This window comes from Streptococcus ovis DSM 16829, assembly GCF_000380125.1.
GTDB lineage: Bacteria > Bacillota > Bacilli > Lactobacillales > Streptococcaceae > Streptococcus > Streptococcus ovis.
The window spans coordinates 55,546-77,885 of the sequence record NZ_KB904574.1; the positions used below are offsets into that span (position 1 = coordinate 55,546).

Annotated in this window: 14 protein-coding genes, 1 tRNA gene and 1 other RNA gene; 12 read left to right on the top strand and 4 right to left on the bottom strand. The window is 41.2% G+C overall.

Translation table 11 applies throughout. The features are described from left to right. Nucleotides 1–190: 190 nt before the first annotated feature. From nox to addA, 10 genes are all read left to right on the top strand, one after another. A complete protein-coding gene (gene nox, locus A3I9_RS0105245; protein WP_018377997.1) occupies nt 191–1,558 on the top strand; it encodes a H2O-forming NADH oxidase in 1,368 nt (455 codons plus the stop codon). A 530-nt stretch (nt 1,559–2,088) separates the two neighbouring features. Next, nucleotides 2,089–3,405, top strand: a complete 1,317-nt coding sequence (locus A3I9_RS0105250; RefSeq protein ID WP_018377998.1) for an FAD-containing oxidoreductase — start codon at nt 2,089–2,091, stop codon at nt 3,403–3,405. Between the two features lie 151 nt (nt 3,406–3,556). Beyond that, nucleotides 3,557–4,519 (top strand): LacI family DNA-binding transcriptional regulator, encoded by a 963-nt coding sequence (locus A3I9_RS0105260; RefSeq protein WP_156809176.1) that lies wholly within the window; start codon nt 3,557–3,559, stop codon nt 4,517–4,519. 181 nt (nt 4,520–4,700) lie between these two features. Beyond that, nucleotides 4,701–5,618: an ABC transporter permease gene (locus A3I9_RS0105265; RefSeq protein ID WP_018378001.1), complete on the top strand. Its 918-nt coding sequence runs from the start codon at nt 4,701–4,703 to the stop codon at nt 5,616–5,618. Nucleotides 5,619–5,627: 9 nt separating this feature from the next. Next, nucleotides 5,628–6,515 carry a carbohydrate ABC transporter permease gene (locus A3I9_RS0105270; RefSeq protein WP_018378002.1) on the top strand — a complete coding sequence of 296 codons (888 nt, stop codon included), beginning with the start codon at nt 5,628–5,630 and terminating at the stop codon, nt 6,513–6,515. A gap of 58 nt (nt 6,516–6,573) precedes the next feature. Further along, nucleotides 6,574–8,187, top strand: a complete 1,614-nt coding sequence (locus A3I9_RS0105275; RefSeq protein WP_018378003.1) for an ABC transporter substrate-binding protein — start codon at nt 6,574–6,576, stop codon at nt 8,185–8,187. A gap of 18 nt (nt 8,188–8,205) precedes the next feature. Next, complete coding sequence (locus A3I9_RS0105280; protein ID WP_018378004.1) at nt 8,206–9,576, top strand: glycoside hydrolase family 32 protein; 1,371 nt, start codon at nt 8,206–8,208, stop codon at nt 9,574–9,576. A 108-nt stretch (nt 9,577–9,684) separates the two neighbouring features. Further along, nucleotides 9,685–11,976, top strand: coding sequence for a DNA helicase PcrA (gene pcrA, locus A3I9_RS0105285; protein WP_018378005.1), 2,292 nt, complete (start codon nt 9,685–9,687; stop codon nt 11,974–11,976). 97 nt (nt 11,977–12,073) lie between these two features. Beyond that, on the top strand, nt 12,074–15,316 hold the full coding sequence (rexB, locus tag A3I9_RS0105290) for an ATP-dependent nuclease subunit B (RefSeq protein ID WP_018378006.1): 3,243 nt from the start codon (nt 12,074–12,076) through the stop codon (nt 15,314–15,316). Next, nucleotides 15,313–18,963 (top strand): helicase-exonuclease AddAB subunit AddA, encoded by a 3,651-nt coding sequence (addA, locus tag A3I9_RS0105295; RefSeq protein WP_018378007.1) that lies wholly within the window; start codon nt 15,313–15,315, stop codon nt 18,961–18,963. Before rexB ends, addA begins: the two co-directional genes overlap by 4 nt. A gap of 168 nt (nt 18,964–19,131) precedes the next feature. Here the strand turns inward: addA and A3I9_RS0105300 are convergent, their stop codons facing one another. Continuing rightward, a complete protein-coding gene (locus A3I9_RS0105300) occupies nt 19,132–19,728 on the bottom strand; it encodes a TVP38/TMEM64 family protein (protein ID WP_018378008.1) in 597 nt (198 codons plus the stop codon). Nucleotides 19,729–19,837: 109 nt separating this feature from the next. Between A3I9_RS0105300 and ssrA the strand changes: the two genes are divergently transcribed. Together ssrA and A3I9_RS0105305 are read left to right on the top strand one after the other, a co-directional pair. Next, nucleotides 19,838–20,187: a transfer-messenger RNA gene (ssrA, locus tag A3I9_RS13185) on the top strand. Between the two features lie 9 nt (nt 20,188–20,196). Beyond that, nucleotides 20,197–20,284 (top strand) — tRNA-Ser (locus A3I9_RS0105305). Between the two features lie 88 nt (nt 20,285–20,372). On the opposite strand, the gene A3I9_RS0105310 is transcribed toward A3I9_RS0105305, so the two are convergent. From A3I9_RS0105310 to A3I9_RS0105320, 3 genes are read right to left on the bottom strand one after another with little or no spacing between them, the layout of a single operon-like run. Beyond that, nucleotides 20,373–21,155, bottom strand: coding sequence for a hypothetical protein (locus tag A3I9_RS0105310; RefSeq protein WP_018378009.1), 783 nt, complete (start codon nt 21,153–21,155; stop codon nt 20,373–20,375). A gap of 17 nt (nt 21,156–21,172) precedes the next feature. After that, nucleotides 21,173–21,880 (bottom strand): ABC transporter ATP-binding protein, encoded by a 708-nt coding sequence (locus A3I9_RS0105315; protein ID WP_018378010.1) that lies wholly within the window; start codon nt 21,878–21,880, stop codon nt 21,173–21,175. Between the two features lies 1 nt (nt 21,881). After that, nucleotides 21,882–22,247: a GntR family transcriptional regulator gene (locus A3I9_RS0105320; protein WP_018378011.1), complete on the bottom strand. Its 366-nt coding sequence runs from the start codon at nt 22,245–22,247 to the stop codon at nt 21,882–21,884. Nucleotides 22,248–22,340: the final 93 nt, after the last annotated feature.

Genomic DNA, 22,340 nt, shown 5'->3' on the forward strand with positions numbered 1-22,340 from the left:
TTTACTGATTGATAGAATTTGTCTATTTTCTGCATCAATTCATAAATATTTGAAAGAGAAGAGTCGAAAATGTGGCGATTTGAGGGCGAAAAATAAATTTGTGATGAAATGAGCATATTTTTTGTAATCGGTAACATAATCTAGTATACTTAGAAAGTAAAAAATATTTTTTTGAAAGTGAGATTTTACTATGTCTAAAATCGTTGTTGTTGGTGCAAACCACGCTGGTACAGCATGTATCAAAACTATGTTGTCTAACTACGGAGATGCCAATGAGATTGTCGTTTTTGACCAAAACTCAAATATTTCTTTCCTAGGCTGTGGTATGGCTCTTTGGATTGGTGAGCAAATCAGCGGTGCTGATGGACTTTTCTATTCAAATAAAGAAGAATTGGAAAGCATGGGTGCTCGTATCTACATGCAATCACCTGTCCAAGCCATTGACTACGATGCAAAAACTGTTACAGCTCTTGTGGATGGTAAAGAACATGTTGAAAGCTTTGACAAGTTGATTTTTGCGACTGGTTCACAACCAATCTTACCTCCAATCAAAGGTGCTGAATTCAAACCAGGTTCATTGGAATTCGAATCAACACTTGAAAATCTTCAATTTGTGAAATTGTACCAAAACTCTGCTGACGTTATCGAACGTTTGAAAAACAAAGACATCAATCGTGTAGCAGTTGTAGGTGCTGGTTACATCGGTGTAGAACTTGCTGAAGCTTTCCAACGTAAAGGCAAAGAAGTTGTGCTTATCGACGTTGTAGACACATGTTTGGCTGGTTACTATGACCGCGACTTGTCAGATATGATGGCACAAAACTTGGCAGACCATGGTATCCAATTGGCATTTGGTGAAACAGTAAAAGAAGTTGCTGGTAACGGTAAAGTTGAGAAAATCATCACTGACAAGAACGAATACGATGTAGACATGGTTATCTTGGCTGTTGGTTTCCGTCCTAACACTGCATTTGCAGGTGAAGGAATCGAACGTTTCCGTAATGGCGCGTTCCTTGTTAACAAACACCAAGAAACTTCAATCCCAGGCGTATACGCTATCGGTGATTGTGCTACAATCTACGACAACGCAACTCGTGACACAAGCTACATTGCACTTGCTTCAAACGCAGTTCGTACTGGTATCGTAGCAGCACACAATGCTTGTGGTACGGACCTTGAGGGTATCGGTGTACAAGGCTCTAACGGTATCTCGATCTACGGTTTGAACTTGGTATCAACTGGTTTGACACTTGAAAAAGCAAAACGCCTTGGTTTTGATGCAGCAGTAACTGAGTATACTGACAACCAAAAACCAGAATTTATGGAACATGGTAACTTCCCAGTTACAATCAAGATTGTTTATGATAAAGATTCTCGTCGTATCCTTGGTGCACAAATGGCAGCTCGTGAAGATATCTCTATGGGTATCCACATGTTCTCACTTGCTGTTCAAGAGGGAGTAACAATCGAGAAATTAGCATTGACAGATATCTTCTTCTTACCACACTTCAACAAGCCATACAACTACATCACTATGGCAGCACTTGGTGCAAAATAATTCATATGATAAGGAGGCTGGGATCAAGATCCTGGTCTCTTCATTTTATTATCTTCAATGAAACAAGAAGTGGTAGTTGGAAGTAACTCTAGTACCAGTGAAGATTGCTGAGCGCTTCAAGGTGTGCGAGCATTGAAGGTTGAAAATCCTCAGTTGTAGAGTAGCTCACTCCTCTTACATGTTAATCTTACCAACTGAATAGTTTTAAAGAATGAGGGAAACCCTGTTTCCCAAATTTCCAACTTTAAAAGGCTCTCCAAATCATTTGAGCTATGCTGTGGTGGTTAAAAGGTCTGGGAGACCTTTTTAATTTGGAAATGAAGCTTACAAAGCAAGTGTCAAAAAAGGTCTGGGGGAGACTGTCTCAGATCGGACACTTAAAAAACGAGAATGGGTGAAAAATTGAATTCTCACGAAATACCCATTTTTGTGCCATTCTCTTTCTAGTGTTCAAATCTCCGTAGCAAATTTCTGACAAAATCTTTATCCTTTGATAGACTAAAGATAGAATAATGGAAAGGAATTTGAGTATGAAAAAATATGACCTAGTGGTGATTGGTTTTGGGAAGGCTGGTAAAACATTGGCTGGTAAAATGTCTAGCCTTGGAAAAAAAGTTGCCTTAGTAGAAAAAAATAGCCGTATGTACGGTGGTACTTGTATTAATATTGGCTGTATACCGACGAAGTCGTTGATTACATTAGCGGAAGAAGGGGCAAGTTTTGAAGAAGCGATGACTCATAAAGAGACAGTTGTAACACGCCTTCGTGGTAAAAATGAAGCTGTCTTAAAAGGCGCAGGTGTCGATTTGTATCTAGCAGAAGCAAGGTTTGTGTCGAACAAAGTCATTGAAATTTCTGCTGGTGATGAAATAGAAGAGTTAACTGCCGAAACGATTGTGATCAACACAGGTGCGGTATCCAATGTTTTTCCAATTCCAGGTTTATTAGAGAGTAAGAATGTTTTTGATAGTACAGGTATCCAACAATTAGAAACATTACCGAATCGCTTAGGTATCATCGGTGGCGGAAATATTGGGCTCGAATTTGCTAGCCTTTACGCCCGTTTAGGTAGTCAAGTAACAGTATTTGAAGCCTCGCCAGCTATTTTGGGTCGCTATGAAGAAGTAGCGGCTCAATTAGCTAAAAATTATATGGAAGAAGATGGTGTTTCGTTCATTATCAATGCTAAGACTGAAAACGTGTCAAATCAAGGCGATGAAGTGGTTGTTACAGTTAATGGAGAAGACCACATTTTTGATGTTGTGCTCTATGCTTTGGGTCGCAAACCAGCAACAGAAGGTTTAGGATTGGAGAATACGGATATTGCATTGACAGACCGTGGCGCTGTGAAAGTTGATGAATACTGTGAGACGAGCGTACCTGGTGTCTATGCAGTTGGTGATGTCAATGGTGGTCTGCAATTTACCTATACCTCATTGGACGATTTCCGTATCGTATTTGGTAAATTGACTGGCAATGGAGAGTACAATCTTCACCATCGTCAAAATGTTCCCAATACCCTCTTTATTGCGCCAGCTCTATCACAAGTTGGTTTGACTGAAAAAGCTGCACAAGAAGCAGGACTCCCTTATAAAGCCAATGAATTACCAGTTGCGAATATGCCACGTGCCCATGTCAACAATGACTTACGTGGTATTTATAAGGTAGTTGTCAATACGGAAACGAATGAAATTCTTGGTGCAACCTTATTTGGTGAAGGTTCACAGGAAATCATTAACCTGATTAAAATGGCCATGGATAACCATATCCCATATACTTATCTGAAAAATCAAATCTTCACCCATCCAACCATGGCAGAAAATTTGAATGATGTCTTTAATTTTTAGCAATGAATCCATCTGATAGTACTATTGGATGGATTTTTTGTCAATTTCAGATAAAAGGTGAAAAGAACTTGAAAACGATTGCACAAAGTGATAAAATGAAAAATAAAGCAAGGGGGGTGAAGATGTGAAAGAAGTGAAAAAATCAGTCACAATGAAGGATGTGGCACAATTAGCTGGTGTCAGCGTTGGGACAGTTTCACGGGTTATCAATCAGGAACCAGGTATTAAAAAGGTTACTTTAGAAAAGGTTCAACAAGCCATTGCAGACTTGCATTATGTACCAGATGCCTATGCGCGTGGAATGAAAACCAATCGAACAGATACAGTCGCTTTGATTGTACCAACTATCTGGCATCCTTTCTTTGGTGAATTTGCCTTTTATGTTGAGAAGGAATTGAGTGCTCAGAATTATAAGATGCTCCTTTGTAATACAGACGGAGCCAAAAAGGAGATTGAGTACATCTCCATGTTGCAACAAAATAAGGTCGACGGCATTATTGCTATTACCTATAGTCCAATCGAAGATTATCTGGCTTCTAATATCCCTTTTGTCAGTATTGATCGCTCTTATGGGGACAAAGACCTTCCTTGGGTTACTTCTGACAACTTGGCTGGTGGACGTCTTGCGGCTCAAAAGCTGTTGGAAAAAGGTTGTCAAAATGTGGCTTTTGTTGGGAGTCATAATGATACACTCAATGAGACTAAAAATCGGCGAAACGGATTTGAATCCTATCTGAAAGAAGTAGGAGCAAAAAGTCTCGTTTTTGATATGGTAGAGCCTTATGACGATTTCTTAACACCATTAGAAGCATTTCTTGAAGAGCATAAGGAGATTGATGGGATTTTTGCGATCAATGATTTTACCGCTTTAGATGTGATGGAGATTTTAGAAAAACAGGGGCGTAGAGTTCCGGAAGACGTGCAAGTGATTGGCTATGATGGCATTCGCTTGGCCCATGAACGACGAAATCCAGTGACAACGATTAAACAGCCACTAGCTGCAATGGCAAAAGAAGCCGTTAATATGTTAGTCAGCGTTATTGAAAAACGGGCTCATCAATTGCAGGTAGTGGTCCCAGTAACCTACATAGAGGGTCCAACTACAAAAAAATAAAAATGTTTCACTTTTCTATTGACAGAAAGCGCTATCAGTGTTATGATTGTATCGTAGATAAGTAAATTTTTTATTTTTAAACAATTATTGAAACGTTTCAAAAAAAGAAAAAGGTTTTATGTCAATAAGGCCTTTATCTAAAAAGCCAAAATTGAAACGTTTCAAAAAAGAGGAGGTAATTATGAATAAAGCAGTTGCAGGTCCAAGTTTGCTAGAAAAAATCAAGCAACAAAAGATTCTGCTCTTTATGTTGATTCCGGGGCTCTTGTTGACTTTTGTCTTCAAATATATCCCAATGTACGGAGTTCTCATCGCATTTAAGGATTACAATCCTTTACAAGGGGTGATGGGAAGTCCCTGGGTTGGTTTCCAAGAATTCCAGCAGTTTCTATCTTCTCCAAACTTTATGACCTTGTTATCAAACACCTTGAAACTCAGTGTCTATGGTTTGTTGCTTGGATTCTTTCCACCGATTATTTTGGCCATCATGTTGAATCAACTGCTGAGCCAAGAAGCGAAGAAAAAAATCCAATTGGTTCTCTATATGCCAAACTTTATTTCGGTCATTGTCATCGTTGGTATGATTTTCCTTTTCTTCTCAGCGGAAGGACCTGTTAACGGGATTCTAAATCACTTCGGGATGAAGACGAATTTCATGACGGACCCCATTTTCTTTAGACCGCTTTATATTTTAAGCGGAATTTGGCAGGGTATGGGTTGGGCTTCCACGCTTTATACAGCGACCTTGGTTAACGTAGATACTTCTTTAATTGAAGCAGCGCAACTGGATGGAGCCAATATTTTCCAACGGATTCGTCACATTGATTTGCCAGCATTGAAACCTGTCATGGTTATCCAATTCATCTTGGCAGCTGGAAATATCATGAACGTTGGTTATGAGAAGGCCTTCTTGATGCAGACAGACTTGAACTTAACAGCGTCTGAAATTATTTCAACCTATGTCTATAAAGTCGGTTTGGTATCTGGTGATTACTCTTACTCAACAGCGGTTGGTCTCTTCAATTCGATTATCAATATGATTTTGCTCTTCTCAGTGAATAAGATTGTTGAGAAGATGAACAATGGTGAAGGACTATAAGGAGGGAATATGAATACAAATTTATATACAGCTTTTGATAAACGTATTCTGTTCATCAATAAGATTTTGATTGCATTACTTGTCTTGATTACCGTCGTACCGATGGGGTATATCTTGATTGCATCCTTTATGGATCCGCAGGTACTAGCAACCAAAGGAATTAGTTTTAATCCAGATGATTGGACTGTTCAAGGGTATCAGCGGGTACTTGGCGATCAGTCTATCTTACGGGGATTTATCAATTCCCTGCTGTACTCAACTGGTTTTGCTGTTTTAACCGTAGCGATTTCTGTATTGACAGCTTATCCATTGTCAAAAAAATATCTAGTCGGCAGACGTTGGATTAACTATTTCCTTCTCTTCACCATGTTCTTCGGTGGAGGTTTGGTTCCAACTTACTTGCTGATTAAGGATTTGGGAATGCTGAATACGCCATGGGCGATTATCGTTCCGGGTGCTGTTAGTGTTTGGAATATTATCTTGGCACGTACCTATTTCCAAGGGATTCCAGAAGAGTTAGTAGAAGCAGCTGTCATTGATGGGGCAAATGATTTTCAGATTTTTGTCAAAATCATGTTGCCATTGGCAAAACCGATTATGTTCGTCTTGTTCTTATACGCCTTTGTCGGACAATGGAATTCATACTTTGATGCCATGATTTACATCAAGGATCCAGACTTGGCACCGCTACAATTGGTATTGCGGAATATCTTGATTCAAAATGAAGTCAATGCAAATATGATTGGTGCGCAAGCAGCCATGAATGAGTTGAAGAAAATTGCTGAAATGGTTCGTTATGCTACCATTATCATTTCAAGTTTACCATTGATTATGATGTATCCATTCTTCCAAAAATACTTTGATAAAGGGATTATGGCTGGTTCACTTAAAGGGTAAGTTGGTCTTACCACATCATTATTGTCAATTAAAAAAATTTTTTAAAAAGGAGTTTCTGATGAAAAGAAATTATTTTGCTAAAGGAATGGTTGTCCTTGCTAGCTCTCTCTTGTTGGCGGCCTGTGGGTCAAAAAATTCAGCTTCTAGTGAAGACTACGGTCTGAAAGATGTGAATTTCCCATTGAAGGAAAAGGTAACCTTGAAATTCATGACTGGAAGTTCAACACTTGCACCAAAAGACCCTAACGATAAGTTGATTTTCCAACGGATGGAGAAAAAGACAGGCGTTCATATCGAATGGACCAACTATCAAAATGACTTTGCTGAAAAGCGGAATTTGGATATCTCGAGTGGTGATTTACCAGATGCTATCCACAATGACGGGGCTTCTGACAATGAATTGATGTCATGGGCAAAACAAGGTGTTATCGTTCCAGTGGAAGACTTGATTGACAAACACATGCCTAATTTGAAGAAGATTTTGGATGAAAATCCAGAATACCGTTCAATGATTACAGCACCAGATGGCCATATTTACTCATTCCCATGGATTGAAGAATTGGGTGAAGGCAAAGAATCTATCCACAGCGTGAACGACATGGCTTGGATCAATACAGCTTGGCTCAAGAAACTAGGCCTAGAAATGCCACAAACAACGGATGAATTGGTCAAGGTTTTGGAAGCCTTCAAGACACAAGATCCTAACGGAAACGGTAAGGCTGATGAAATTCCAATGTCCTTCATTAATAACGGTGGTAACGAAGACTTCAAGATTCTCTTTGGTGCCTTTGGTGAAGGCGACAACGATGATCACCTTGTTGTAAACAATGACCATACATTGGACTTTACAGCTGACAATGATTCTTACAAACAAGGTGTAGCCTTTATGAATAGCCTTTATGAAAAAGGATTGTTGGATACTGAAGCCTTTGAACAAGACTGGAATACCTATATTGCCAAAGGGGCAGACCAATTGTACGGTGTTTACTTCACTTGGGACAAGATGAACGTTACTGGTGATAATGAAAACTATGATGTTCTTCCAGTATTGGCTGGTCCTAGCGGTAAGAAACATATCACTCGTACAAATAATATCGGTTTCTCTCGTGACCGTATGGTTATCACAAGCGCTAATAAAAACCTTGAGTTGACTGCAAAATGGATTGATGCTCAATACGAACCAATCCAATCTGTTCAAAATAACTGGGGTACTTACGGCGATAAGAAACAACAAAATATCTTTGAATTTGATAAGGCAAGCAACTCATTGAAACACTTGCCACTTGATGGAACAGCCCCTGCTGAATTGCGTCAAAAGACAGAAGTTGGTGGACCACTTGCTATTATTGATGAATACTACGGTTCAGTGACAACAATGCCAGATGATGCTGCATGGCGTTTGGATCTATTGAAGAAGTACTATGTTCCTTACATGAACAATGAAAATATCTATCCAAAAGTCTTCATGGAAGAAGAAGACCTTGATAAGATTGCTCGAATTGAAGCAGATATGACAGACTTTATCGCTCGTAAACGTGCAGAATGGATTACAGAAGGCGGTATTGATTCTGAATGGGATGCTTATAAAGCAGAACTTGAAAAATATGGTCTTTCTGACTGGATGGAAATCAAGGAACGTTACTACAACGACTATTTGAAAACACAAAAATAAATGACTAAGAGGTAGTGCATGGAAGGAAAACAATATACCGTTGCTGCGGCAAATCAGTATATTCAAGAACAAGCCCACACTGTCAATCTACAATTCAAACCAGAAAAACATTTTTCGGCACCTGTTGGTTGGATAAATGACCCAAATGGATTCGTCTATTTTCGGGGAGAATATCATCTATTCTACCAATTCTATCCTTACGGTAGCTTTTGGGGCCCAATGCACTGGGGTCATGCAAAAACGAGTGACTTTGTGACATGGGAGCATCTCCCTGTCGCATTGGCACCGGATCAACCATATGACAAAGATGGTTGCTTTTCAGGCTCTGCCATTGTCAAAGATGATACTTTGTGGCTCATGTACACTGGAAATATCATCAATGAAGATGGTTCAGTTCGCCAAATTCAAAACATGGCCTATTCTAAGGATGGTATTCACTTTGAAAAAATTGCAGAAAATCCTGTCGCTACAGGAGATATCTTACCTGCTGAATTAGTGGCCGCGGATTTTAGAGATCCAAAGTTGTTTGAACATGATGGACGGTATTATTCGGTAGTAGCTGCTAAACATCAAGATGAGGTTGGGACGATTGTCCTATTGGGCTCAGATGATTTGGTTCATTGGCGGTTTGAGTCGATTTTTCTCAAAGGTGAGGCTCATCAAGGGTTTATGTGGGAATGTCCAGACTATTTTGAAATAGATGGTCAGTCCTATATCACTGTTTCTCCTATGCGCTATCGACGGACAGAGGAGGATTTCCTGAATCTGAATTCGACCATTGTCATTGCTGGAAATGTCGATTGGGACAAGAAAGAATTTGTTCAAACGGCTGTTCATGAAATGGACCACGGTCAAGATTTCTACGCGCCACAGAGCTTGTTAGATGATAAAGGCCAGCGTATTACCATTGCTTGGTTGCATAATTGGGGACGCACAGTGGTACCACATGAGTTGAACCACGGCTGGGCTTGTAATATGACCGTGCCACGGATTTTACATCGAGATGGCGATAAATTACGTCAGGAAGTTCCAGAAACCCTCCTTGCTTCCTTGCCAGTCGTTCAAATTGGCAAACCGGTTGAAGGAGCAGGTTGTCTAGAATTGACCGTTGAAAATGAACTTTGCCTGCGTTTGGGAGCTGAAGATGACTATATCGAATTTGGCTATCAAAATGGTGCGGTTTTCATTGACCGGAGTCATCAGAAGTTGGAAATCACTGGTGAGGAAGAGTGGTCAACTAGTCGCCGTTCAGTGACAGTTGCTACTCAACATTTGCAAATCATTTTTGATAAAAATTCAATTGAAATCTTTGTGAATCATGGTCAAGAGAGTCTAACCTCTGCCCATTATTTACAGGGAGAAAAAGTTCTCAGATTGATTTCTGAATAGAAGAAAAATCCGAAACATTGTTTCGGATTTTTTGTCTGCTCAGCTCTGCTATTTTTCCTAAAAAATGGTAAAATAGAGGAGCTTATTTTTGTGAATGGAGAGATTAAAATGGGAAATCCTCTTTTAAATGGTATGAATGACAGACAAGCAGAGGCGGTACAGACAACAGAAGGGCCGCTTTTGATTATGGCGGGGGCAGGATCGGGAAAGACCCGTGTCTTGACCCACCGCATCGCTTATTTGATTGATGAGAAAATGGTTAATCCGTGGAATATCCTAGCCATTACCTTCACCAACAAGGCGGCGCGTGAAATGAAGGAGCGGGCGATGGCTTTAAATCCTGCAACACAGGATAGTTTGATTGCGACCTTTCACAGCATGTGTGTGCGAATTTTACGTCGGGATGCAGATCATATTGGCTACAATCGAAACTTTACCATTGTAGACCCTGGTGAACAGCGTACGCTTATGAAACGGATTTTAAAAAATCTGAATCTGGATCCAAAAAAGTGGAGTGAGCGTTCGATTTTAGGAACCATTTCCAATGCCAAGAATGACTTGATTGATGAAGTAGCTTATGAGCGATTATCAGGCGATTTGTATACGGAAATTGTGGCCAAGTGCTACAAGCTTTACCAGAAGGAATTGCGGCAGTCAGAAGCGATGGATTTTGACGACCTTATTATGCTGACTTTGCGCCTCTTTGATGAGCATCCCGATGTTTTGACCTATTACCAACAGCGTTATCAGTATATCCATGTGGATGAATACCAAGATACCAACCATGCCCAGTACCAATTGGTCAAACTCTTGGCGTCTCGTTTTAAAAATCTCTGTGTGGTTGGGGATGCTGACCAGTCCATCTACGGTTGGCGTGGAGCGGACATGCAGAACATTCTTGATTTTGAAAAGGATTATCCAGATGCCAAGGTTGTCCTTTTAGAAGAAAACTATCGCTCTACCAAGACCATTTTGCAGGCTGCAAATGATGTGATTGAGCGCAATAAAAACCGCCGTCCGAAGAAACTCTGGACTCAGAATGAAGAGGGGGAGGCGATTGTTTATTACCGTGCCAATGACGAGCAGGATGAAGCGGTCTTTGTAGCTGGTAAGATGGATGAATTGGCACGTGCAGGATTCCAGTACAAGGATATGGCGGTGCTCTATCGGACCAATGCTCAGTCACGGACCATTGAAGAAGCCCTGCTCAAGTCCAACATTCCTTATACCATGGTTGGCGGCACGAAATTCTACAGCCGTAAGGAAATTCGTGATGTCATTGCTTACTTAAATGTCATTGCCAATCCTTCTGACAATATCTCCTTTGAGCGCATTGTCAATGAGCCCAAGCGTGGTGTCGGGCCTGGAACTGTTGAAAAAATTCGTGATTTTGCCAATGTGCAGGATCTATCTCTTCTGGAAGCCTCACAGGATATCATGTTGTCAGGAATCAAAGGAAAGGCTGCGCAGGCCGTCTGGGATTTGGCACAGATTCTCGTTCGGCTACGCAGTGAATTGGATAAGCTAACTGTGACGGAATTAGTGGAGGCTGTTTTAGCTGAGACGGGCTATATGACAGCCTTGACCGTTCAGGCAACCTTGGAAGCGAACGCCCGTATTGAAAATATCCAAGAATTCTTATCTGTAACCAAGAATTTTGATGAGAAAGAATTAGAAGAAGAGGAGACTGGTTTAGAGAAACTGAGTCGTTTCCTCAATGATTTGGCACTGATTGCAGATACGGATGATGGAGATGTTGAGAACGCAGAAGTGACCCTTATGACCCTGCATGCAGCTAAGGGATTGGAATTTCCAGTGGTCTTTCTGATTGGAATGGAGGAAAATGTCTTCCCACTTAGTCGAGCTTCCGAAGATGAAAGTGAGTTAGAGGAGGAGCGGCGTCTGGCCTATGTAGGTATTACACGGGCAGAGAAGACCCTCTACCTGACCAATGCCAATTCTCGCCTCCTGTACGGACGGACCAACTTCAATCAGCCGAGTCGTTTTATCCGCGAGATTTCTTCTGATTTGCTGGATTATNAAGGACTGGCTCGTCCTACCAATACCAGCTTCAAAGCTTCCTACATCAATGGAAAAACGGAAACTTTTGGTCAAGGCATGAGTCTAGCACAGGCTTTACAAACACGAAAGGCAGCTGCTCAACCAGTTCGCAATCTGGGGGCTAACCTACCGTTTGGAAATGCTGCTACAAGTTCGTCCTCTAATTCGGCTGACTGGTCTATCGGAGATATTGCCAGTCATAAAAAATGGGGAGATGGGACTGTCCTAGAAGTATCTGGTAGCGGTCAGCAACAAGAATTAAAAATCAATTTCCCAGGAATTGGTCTCAAAAAAGTCTTGGCAGCCATTGCACCGATTACCAAGAAAGAAAACGAATAGTTATCTGAAACCAAGTCCGACTTGGTTTCTTTTTAGTACCAAGGCTTATGGTATAATAAGAGGAAAGAAATCTTATTTGAAACATCAGGGGAACTCCATGAAATTACTCTACACTGATATCTCACAGGATATGACGCAAATTTTGACAAAAGAGGCAGAAAACTACGCTGCGAAAGGAAAGCGGGTCTTTTATATTGCGCCTAACTCACTTTCTTTTGAGAAAGAGCGGAAGGTCTTGGAATATCTCCCTCAACAAGCCTCTTTTCAGATAACAGTTACTCGTTTTGCTCAAATGGCGCGTTATTTTGTTTTAAATAGTGTGCAGGCTAAACAGGGCATTGACGATGTAGGGTTATCCATGGTCTTTTTCCGAGTTCTTTCTCAACTGGATGAATCAGACCTGAGAGTTTATGGTCGTTTGCGTAAAGATCCTGCCTTTATCCAGCAATTGGTGGATTTGTATAAGGAAGTAAAAACGGCAAATGTTTCCCTTTTTGACTTGCAACTGCTAGACGATGAAAAGGGCGATGATTTACTCAAAATCTTTTTAGCAGTATCCGACTTGCTTGACCAGCACCAAATGGAAAACGAGAGCAAGCTAACATTTTTTGCAGAGCAGGTGCAGAATGGTTCGTTGGACCTAGCATTGGACAATACGGTACTAGTGGTGGATGGATTCACCCGTTTTTCTGCTGAGGAGGAATACCTTATTCACCTTCTATCTGATAAGTGTCAGGAGATTGTCATTGGGACTTACGCGAGTCAGAAAGCCTATCGTGCTATCTTTATTCAGGGAAATATCTATCAGGCATCTGTTGAATTTCTTCGTGGTCTGGCAACGACTTATGCTGCCAAGCCGTTTTATATTGAAAGTAGTAATGAAAAAACATCTGATTTTTTCAAACTGACGACATTTTGGGAAGGACAGCATGATTTCAAACCTTTAGATGGTAAATGGCAAGCGGAAAGTGCACACTCTATTCAAATTTGGCATCATGGTCAGCAGAAGGAAGAAATTGAGGATGTAGCCAAAAAAATTCGGCAACTCTTGGCTGATGGAGTACGCTACAAGGATATTCTCGTTCTCTTGGGAGATGTAGAAAGCTACAAATTGCAGGTTCAACAACTATTTGAAAAATTTGACATTCCCTATTACTTGGGGAAGGCGGAGTCCATGTCAGCCCATCCTCTGGTGCATTTTGTAGATTCTCTTGAGCGGATGAAGCGCTATAATTATCGGGCAGAGGATGTCCTAGATCTCCTCAAATCAGGCTTATATGGGACTTTTTCAGAAGAAGAAAGTGACCGTTTTGCCCATTATGTGACCTATGCAGATATCAAGGGGCGAAGTCGTTTTACCAAGGATTTTACGGTGGACAATGGGGGGAAATACGATTTAGAATACCTCAATCGTATCCGTCAAGATTTGGTAGGCCCCTTGAATCGTTTTTTACAAGCTAGGGCGCAGAAAGGGGAGAACTTACTAAGTAAATTCCAGGCCTTTTTGAGTGAGATACAACTTCCAGAAAATATGGAACGACTAGCCGCTACAGGAACTGACCATGATGTTGACAAGGACGAGCAGGTTTGGAAGGTCTTTACTGATTTATTGGTACAAATGGCAACTATTTTCGGACAAGACCAGCTAACAGTGGATGATTTCTTATCTCTTCTGCGGTCGGGAATGCTGGCGGCGGATTATCGGACGGTGCCAGCAACCGTGGATGTGGTGTCTGTGAAGTCTTATGATTTGGTGGAACCTCATAGTAAACCTTACGTTTTTGCCCTTGGGATGACGCGGTCGCATTTTCCAAAAATCGCGCAGAACAAGAGCCTTTTGACGGACGAAGACCGCACATGGCTGAATGAGCAGACAGGTGATTTTTCAAATCTTGAAATTGTATCAGGAGAAAACATCAAGAAAAATCATTTTTCAGCCCTGTCTCTTCTCAATGCGGCGACGAAGCAGCTGACGTTGAGCTACCCCAGTCTTCTCAATGAAGCAGAAGATGAGCTATCCGTCTATCTGAAAGAATGGATTGAGCTAGGTGTGCCAGCAGAAAATCGTCATCGTCGCAAACTCGAAGCAGATGCAGACGGTATTGGCCACTATAAGGACCTTTTGTCAACGGTTTTGGCCCTTCAACAGGGAGAATTAGAACGAGAATTGACCAAGGAAGAACAAACTTTCTGGTCTGTTGCTGTTCGCTATTTACGCAAACGTCTGAAAGAGAATAAGGTGCTGATTCCTCAGGTAGTAGATGATGTTACGACGCAGAAAGTGTCAGACGAAGTCATGGCCATTCGTTTTCCAAAGGAAGAGCCAATTCGTCTATCAGCTTCTGGTCTTGCGACCTTCTATAACAATCAGTACCTTTATTTCCTACGGTATGTACTGGGGTTGAAGGAATTAGAAAGCATTCATCCAGATAGCCGTCATCACGGAATGTATCTCCATCGGATTTTTGAAAAAACGATGAAGGAAGATAGTAGAGAGTTTGATGCTCGCCTAGAAGAGGCTATTCAAGAGACCAGTCAAGAAAGTCAATACAGTTTCCTGTATGGTCAAGATGAAGAAGGCCGTCTCTCACAAGCCATGCTAGATGATATTGCTCGTAGTACGGCGACTGTCTTGCGTCAACATCAAGCCATTGAGATCGCTAGTCAGGAAGAACAGTTCAAATTGCGTTTGCAAAATGCGGTACAGATTGGCGGCATTATTGACCGTGTGGATCGTTTAAGTGATGGCAGTTTGGGTGTGGTTGATTACAAATCAGGTGCCAACCAATTTGACATTCAGAAATTCTATAATGGCCTAAATTCACAGCTAGTGACCTATTTGGAAGCCCTGCGTAGTCAGTATGGTGTCGGGGAGGAGCAGCTCTTTGGAGCTATGTATCTTCATATGCAAAATCCAACTGTGGACCTAAAACAGGCTAAAAGTTACGAGGACTTAGGTCAAAAAGCTAATAAGGAATTAGTCTACAAGGGTCTCTTTGCCGAAGCAGAAAAACCACTTCTGACTAAAGGGGCCTATCACTTACACAATGCCACCTATCAAACTGAGGAATTGACGACCTTACTGGATTACAATGCCCATCTCTATCTAACAGCGGCTGACAGGATTCGTAAAGGTGAATTCCTCATCAATCCTTATACAACAGATGGTAAGAGTGTCCAAGGAGAGCAATTGAAGAATATCACCCATTTTGAAGCAGACCGTCATATGAAACATGCCCGTAAACTATTGAAGTTACCTACTAAGAGCAAAAAGGAAGCTTTTTTAGCATTGATGCAGGAAGAAATAGCCAAAGAAGACAATCGAGGAGAAGAATTGTGAAAACAAGACCATTTTTAACAAATGAAGAAATCGAGCGTCGGATTGCTGAGGAAGCTGCTTCAGATAAGGCGCAGAAGATGACGCCAGAACAATTAACAGCCATTTACAGTAATGGAACAAATATTCTAGTTTCTGCCTCAGCTGGTTCAGGGAAAACCTTTGTCATGGTCGAACGGATTTTGGATATGATTTCCCGTGGTGTTGGAGTGGATCAACTCTTTATCTCCACCTTTACGGTCAAGGCGGCTGGTGAATTAAAAGAGCGTTTGGAAAAACGCTTGACCGTTCAGTTAGGCAAGGCCCAAACGGACGAGGAACGACAGCACTATGCCAGCCAAATCGCATCCCTATCAACGGCAGATATTGGGACCATGGATGCTTTCACACAGAAGCTGGTCAATCAATATGGTTACCTGCTGGGTATTTCACCAATTTTTCGGATTATGACCGATGCTTCTGAGCAAGATATTTTGAAAAAATCCATTTATGCAGACCTGTTTGCTGACTATATGCAAGGGGAAAATAGACAGGCTTTTCAGCAGCTTGTCCGCAATTTTGCAGGAAATCGGAAAGATAGCACGGCCTTTCGCGAAGTAGTCTACCAGATTTACAATTTTAGCCAATCCACAGCCGACCCTAAGGGCTGGTTGGAGAATGTCTTCCTTAAATCCTATCAGGCAAATCCTGAAGAACAAGCAGAAGATTTTTTGAGAAGCGTTCTAGCTGGTAAGGACTTATCAGACATCATCACAGAGGCCGAATCTTACTTCAAATCGCACTATGAAAGTGTCACACAGGAATTTCAAAAGTCTTATAAATACCTATCAAATGTGTCGGCTTTGTTAGATGAACTAGCAGGCTTTAATGGGGCAATGGACTTAAATGCCTTACAGGCTTTCTGTGAGAAGATTGATGCTCTGACCAGCGGTCGTCAGTTAGTGATGGCGATTGGCTCTGCCAAGGATGAAAATCTCAAAAGCTTTGCGGCTGCTTATAATCGGGACAGACATCAGTATTTGGAACCTTTTAAACAATTAGCGCAGGCAATCTTTACCATTCAAGCATTAGCGCCTCATCAGGGGAATATCTTTCCCATGTTGAGCCTTTTACAGTCCTTTGTTCTAGATTTTTCAGACCGTTATTTGCAGGCCAAAATCCAAGAAAATGCCTTTGAATTTAACGATATTGCACATTTTGCTATCCAAATTTTGGAGGAAAATCCAAGTGTAGCGCAAATCTTCAAGGACAAGTACCACGAAGTGATGGTGGATGAGTATCAGGATAATAACCATACGCAGGAAAGAATGCTGGAACTCCTAGCCAATGGCCATAATCGTTTCATGGTAGGAGATATCAAGCAGTCCATTTATCGTTTTCGTCAGGCTGATCCACAGATTTTCAATAGTAAATTTAAGCTCTACCAAGAACAGCCTGAGGCTGGGAAATTGATTCTTCTCAAGGAAAATTTCCGTAGCCAGTCCGAGGTGTTAGACAGTACCAATGGTGTCTTTCGTCACTTGATGGATGAGGGAGTAGGAGATATTCTGTACGACAACACACATCTTTTGGTGGCAGGTAGTCCAGCGCAAAAAGAGGCCTATCCTCATCGTCAAACAGAAGTCCTCATCTACAATACAGAGGAGACTGAGCCTCTCGAAGAAGAGGAAGAATCCAACCTTAGTCAAGGAGAAATTGACCTAGTGGCTAAGGAAATCATCCGCCTGCATCAGGAAGAAGAGGTACCTTTTTCAGACATCACCCTTCTGGTTTCTTCCCGTACACGAAATGAACCTCTGATCAAAACCTTTGAAAGTTATGGTATCCCTGTCGTGTCAGACGGAGGCGAGAAGAATTACCTTAAATCGCTGGAAGTGATGATTATGCTAGACACTCTCCACGTTATTGACAATCCGCTCAACGATTATGCTCTAGTTGCTCTTTTGCGTTCGTCTATGTTCCATTTCAATGAAGATGAATTGGCACGCTTGGCTGTTCAAGTAGACAAGGGAGAACTGTATGAGAAGGTTTTACTGGCAAGACAAGGACAGGGAAATCATCCAGAGCTACTAGACAAAGAGTTGTTAGAGAAAGTTCAGCTTTTTCTTGCAACCTTGGCAGAATGGCGGAGCTATTCGAAAAAGCATAGTCTGTATGATTTGATTTGGAAGATTTACCATGACCGCTTTTATTATGACTATGTAGGTGCCTTGCCAAATGCGGAACGCCGTCAGGCCAACCTCTACGCACTTGCATTGCGGGCAAACCAGTTTGAAAAGACTGGATTTAAGGGGCTTTCTCGCTTTATCGGCATGATTGATAAGGTCTTAGAAAGCGACAATGACCTGATGGAAGTGGAAGTGGCGGCTCCTAAGAATGCGGTCAGCCTCATGACCATTCACCATTCCAAAGGTCTAGAATTTCCTTATGTCTTTATCTTGAACATAGACAAGCGATTCAGTATGAAGGATTCGCATTCGTCGCTGATTCTCAGTCGGGAAAATGGTGCAGGTATCAAATATGTGGCAGATATGAAACAGCAAGTGGACACAGACCTGCCTCACCTCAATGTTGCCATCGAAACCTTACCTTATCAGCTAAACCGACGGGAGTTGAATCTTGCCACCTTGTCTGAGCAAATGCGTCTCCTCTATGTCGCCATGACACGGGCAGAGAAGAAACTCTATTTGGTCGGCAAAGGTCGCAAGGATAAATTAGTTGAAAAATTTGATGGGACGAGCGACAATGGTTTTTTGCCTGCTAACTTAAGAGAAAATCTCATGACTTTCCAAGATTGGCTTCTAGCGATTGAGGCAGCCTTTCCAAGTCAGGAACTGGCTTACACCGTCCGCTTTGTAGAAAAAGAAGAAACTGTACTTGGAGAATTGACGCATCTAGAAAGCCCGATTCAGGCGGATAATCTAGTAGATAATCGGCAATCAGAGGCCATTCAACGAGCTCTGACCGTCCTTGAAAGTGTGGAGAAACTCAATCAAGAGTACCAAGTTGCCATTCACCTACCAACTGTCCGTACTCCAAGCCAGATTAAGGCCTTCTACGAACCTGTTATGGAGAGCGAAGGGGTAGACATTATGGATACAGGCGTTCGGACGGAAAGGGAATTACCACATTTTCGTTTACCAGAATTTGGTCAAACAATACAGGCGACAGGAGCAGCGGTAGGATCTGCTACGCATGAACTCATGCAACGCCTGCATTTGTCAGAAGTTGTCAGTCAGGCAGACCTCCAGCAAGCATTAGATGGGGTTCAGGCACCGGAACAGGTTAAAAAACAGATTCAGTTAGAAAAGATTGAAACCTTTTTCCAAACAGAGTTAGGCCAGTTAATCTTATCTAATCTGGATAAACTCTATCGAGAAGCTCCTTTTGCCATGCTAGAAGAAGATGCAGATAGTCAAGAACAGTATGTTATTCGTGGGATTATTGATGGCTACTTGCTCTTTGATGATCGAATTGTCCTCTTTGATTATAAGACAGACCGCTATACCCATCCTGCGGATATTGGCAGACGATACCAAGTGCAAATGGAACTCTATGCTAAAGCACTACGCCAATCCTATCATATTCAGCAAGTAGATAAATATCTAGTCCTCCTTGGTGGTGAGAAGATTGATCTAGTGAAACTTTGATAGACTCCAGAAATGATTCTGATATTGCAAATGCTCTAGAACAATAAGCCGTTGCTGTAAGAATGTCTTGTCATCATGTGGTCTGCTGAGTTCGATTAAACGAAAAACGAACAAGTTTGGTTTTCTGTTGTTACACTGAACCAAATTTGTTCGTTTTTTTATAAATAATTATTTGTTAAACAGATGCTGTAAAAGCTGTGAGCCATAGATCCAGAAGTAGCTATAAGCAATAATCGAAAGTGGTTTGCAGAGTAAGATAATGGTCATGAACTTCTTGTAACTCATACTAGTCAATCCCGTAATCATGACCAGCACATCTGCAGGTGATATAGGAGACAACATACAAAGAATAAAGAAAATCTCATAGCTTTTTTTATCGTCAATCTTGCTTTCATATTTGTAAAATGTTTCTTCCTTCATGAAGAGCAGACAAAACTTTTTACCAAAGGTACGTGACAACCAGAAGAGGATAACGCTCCCTATAATAATGCCAACATAGTTCACTAGAAATCCCCACATAGGTCCAAATACCAAGAACCCCACAACAGTTGTGACTCCTCCAGGGATGATAGGGAAAACAACTTGGATAATCTGAATGGCAATATAGGTTAAACTGCCATAATGCCCTTGTTGCTCAAGAAATTCCTTCAGAACATTTTGGTCGTTCAGAATGCCGATTTTGTAGAGCCAAATGAGAATAAAGAAAGTGGCTATAATGACGAGGACACTCAATACTTGAATTGTTTTTTGCCAGAATTTATACATACTATTATTTTACCATACATTTTCTAGTTTTTAGTTTTCTAACCAGATATAAAAAATATCTTTGCCTTTTACATTAAAATCTGATACAATATAATTTGTAGCGCAATTAGGGGTCGTTACGGATTCGACAGGCATTATGAGGCTTGTTCTGCAACCCGATTGGCGGCGTAACCGCTCAGTTTAAATATAACTGCAAAAAATACAAATTCTTACGCATTAGCAGCCTAAACACCTGCCTGCGTGACCAGTCGCAGATTGCTTGCGTTTGTTGATTGGTCTTAAAATAGCAAGCTACGTTGATTTATTGCCTAGCTAAGTCAAAAGAGATTCATGGGCTCGCTGACTGAAGAGTTGAGTTATGTCTCGTCAGTTCAGCTAAATCAAATGCATAACCTATGGTTGTAGACGAATGAGTTGGCAGGTGTTTGGACGTGGGTTCGACTCCCACCGGCTCCATATTTTGATGAAGGAAGATTACTCAAGAGGCTTAAGAGGCCGTGTTGGAAACGCGGTAGGCGTGTAACAGCGTGCGTGGGTTCGAATCCCATGTCTTCCGTTTGGTGGAAAAGCATTGGAAACAGTGCTTTTTTTCTTTTATATACAAGATAGACTAGGGCGAACCCTAGTCGTCTTGTCTTTATAAATTATTGTAAGTTCAATTTCTTTGTCATGATGTAATGTGTTCCAAAGTAGAAGATTGGAATCAAGATGAGATGCAATCCCATTGTGAATGGGAATGGATTATAAGAACTGTAAGCATCTAGCATGACAGGTGTAATGGAGAAGAGAGAAATTGTTTCAAATACGCCGATTGCAAAGTTAATCCCAATGTAGAAGACAACAGCCATGAGAACACGATGGTCTTTGAATAATTGGCCTAATGAAATAGCTAAATACATTAGGAAGATTCCTGAGATACTGCTGATAAGTGAGCTTAGGAAGAACTGGAGTAGGTAGCTAAAGTCAGCCGATTCAATGACGGTGTGCAGTTCTTTCATGGCTTCTGCTAGTACGTATGAAGGAATACCTAATCCAGCAATGATGAAGCCGGCAAGGAGGACCATTAGGCCAGAGAATGTGTACCAGATAAGAGCAGCAACAAATTTACTCAAGATAATTTGATGGCTCGTAACTGGAAGTGTCATGGTCAAGTAACCTTGACGGCTATATATGTTCATGTAGAAACGACGAACAACCACTAGGAAGGTTGAAATCATCAAACCAGCAATCACAAGTGCAAAAGCAAAGAGGACAATCCCAAAGAGCCAGCCTTCTGCTTCGGATAATTCAGGAGTGGATTCTTGGCGAGCGACTAAAGAGCGAATCCAAATACCAATCACGACTGATAGCAGAGTGACGATTGCGTATAAACTAAGGTACCATTTTCCGAGAGATTTAAACTCGTATTTTAATAATTTTCCAAACATAATATCTCCTTTCACACTTAGGCTCTAAAATCACGACGGAACAATTCGTCAATGGACTCTCCGCTTTCAATCCGTAAGTCATCAACATTTCCATGACGAACAACGCTGCCTCGTTGCAGGAAGATGACTTCGTCTAATACTTGTTCGATATCTGATATTAAGTGAGTAGAGATAATGACTGAAGCAGTAGGCGAGTAGTTGTTAATGATTGTTTTTAAGATATAGTCGCGCGCAGCAGGGTCAACTCCACCGATTGGTTCATCTAAAACATAGAGTTGCGCTTGGCGACTCATCACAAGGATGAGTTGTACTTTTTCCTTATTTCCTTTTGACAGATGTTTCATACGACTGCTGACATCAATATTCAAATCTTGGAGAAGGTGAAGAGCGCGTGCTTCATCAAAGTCCGCATAGAAGTCTTTGAAAAAGGCAAGGGCATCTGTAATCTTCATGTTTTCATCAAGGTAGGTTGTGTCTGGTAAGTAAGAAACAATCTGCTTGGTTTCAGGTGAAGGAGTATGACCGTTGATCAGAATTTGACCGTATTCTGGTTGAAGAAGACCATTCAACAGCTTGATAAAGGTTGTTTTACCAGAGCCGTTAGGACCTAAGAGTCCAATGATTTTACCAGCACCTAATTTGAGGTTGATATTGTTCAAAGCAACGAGGCCACCGTAAGATTTTGATACTTGTTGGAATTCGACAAGATTCAATTGATTTTCCATATTATTCTCCCTTCATGAACTGTTCCAATTGTTGGATCAGCTCTTCTTTTTCAAAGCCTAAATTGAGCATATTGGTTACAAAATTTTCCAGCTCTTGTTGTGCCAATTCAATACGTGTTTTAGCGATGAGCTCAATATTGTCGGTCACGAAACGTCCTGTTGTTCGGACTGAGTAGACAAATCCTTCCGTTTCAAGATCCGAGAGCGCGCGCTGGACGGTATTTGGATTGACACCTGACGTTTCTGCTAGGTCACGTACCGTTGGTAATTTATCACCAGATTGTAATTGCTTCGTTACAATTTGGAGTTTGATGATATTACTAATCTGCGTATAAATGGGGATTTTATTATCAAATTTCCAAGCCATATGACTAATCCTTTCTAATTTCCTTTTATTGAAGAAAAAGGGAAATTCAAATGATGAGATACTATTTGTATCTTTGTACTATATATATAATAC

Coding starts and splice junctions, on each gene's coding strand:
- nox (WP_018377997.1), top strand. CDS start 191: ATGTCTAAAATCGTTGTTGTTGGTGCAAACCACGCTGGTACAGCATGT.
- A3I9_RS0105250 (WP_018377998.1), top strand. CDS start 2,089: ATGAAAAAATATGACCTAGTGGTGATTGGTTTTGGGAAGGCTGGTAAA.
- A3I9_RS0105260 (WP_156809176.1), top strand. CDS start 3,557: ATGAAGGATGTGGCACAATTAGCTGGTGTCAGCGTTGGGACAGTTTCA.
- A3I9_RS0105265 (WP_018378001.1), top strand. CDS start 4,701: ATGAATAAAGCAGTTGCAGGTCCAAGTTTGCTAGAAAAAATCAAGCAA.
- A3I9_RS0105270 (WP_018378002.1), top strand. CDS start 5,628: ATGAATACAAATTTATATACAGCTTTTGATAAACGTATTCTGTTCATC.
- A3I9_RS0105275 (WP_018378003.1), top strand. CDS start 6,574: ATGAAAAGAAATTATTTTGCTAAAGGAATGGTTGTCCTTGCTAGCTCT.
- A3I9_RS0105280 (WP_018378004.1), top strand. CDS start 8,206: ATGGAAGGAAAACAATATACCGTTGCTGCGGCAAATCAGTATATTCAA.
- rexB (WP_018378006.1), top strand. CDS start 12,074: ATGAAATTACTCTACACTGATATCTCACAGGATATGACGCAAATTTTG.
- A3I9_RS0105300 (WP_018378008.1), bottom strand. CDS start 19,728: ATGTATAAATTCTGGCAAAAAACAATTCAAGTATTGAGTGTCCTCGTC.
- A3I9_RS0105310 (WP_018378009.1), bottom strand. CDS start 21,155: ATGTTTGGAAAATTATTAAAATACGAGTTTAAATCTCTCGGAAAATGG.
- A3I9_RS0105315 (WP_018378010.1), bottom strand. CDS start 21,880: ATGGAAAATCAATTGAATCTTGTCGAATTCCAACAAGTATCAAAATCT.
- A3I9_RS0105320 (WP_018378011.1), bottom strand. CDS start 22,247: ATGGCTTGGAAATTTGATAATAAAATCCCCATTTATACGCAGATTAGT.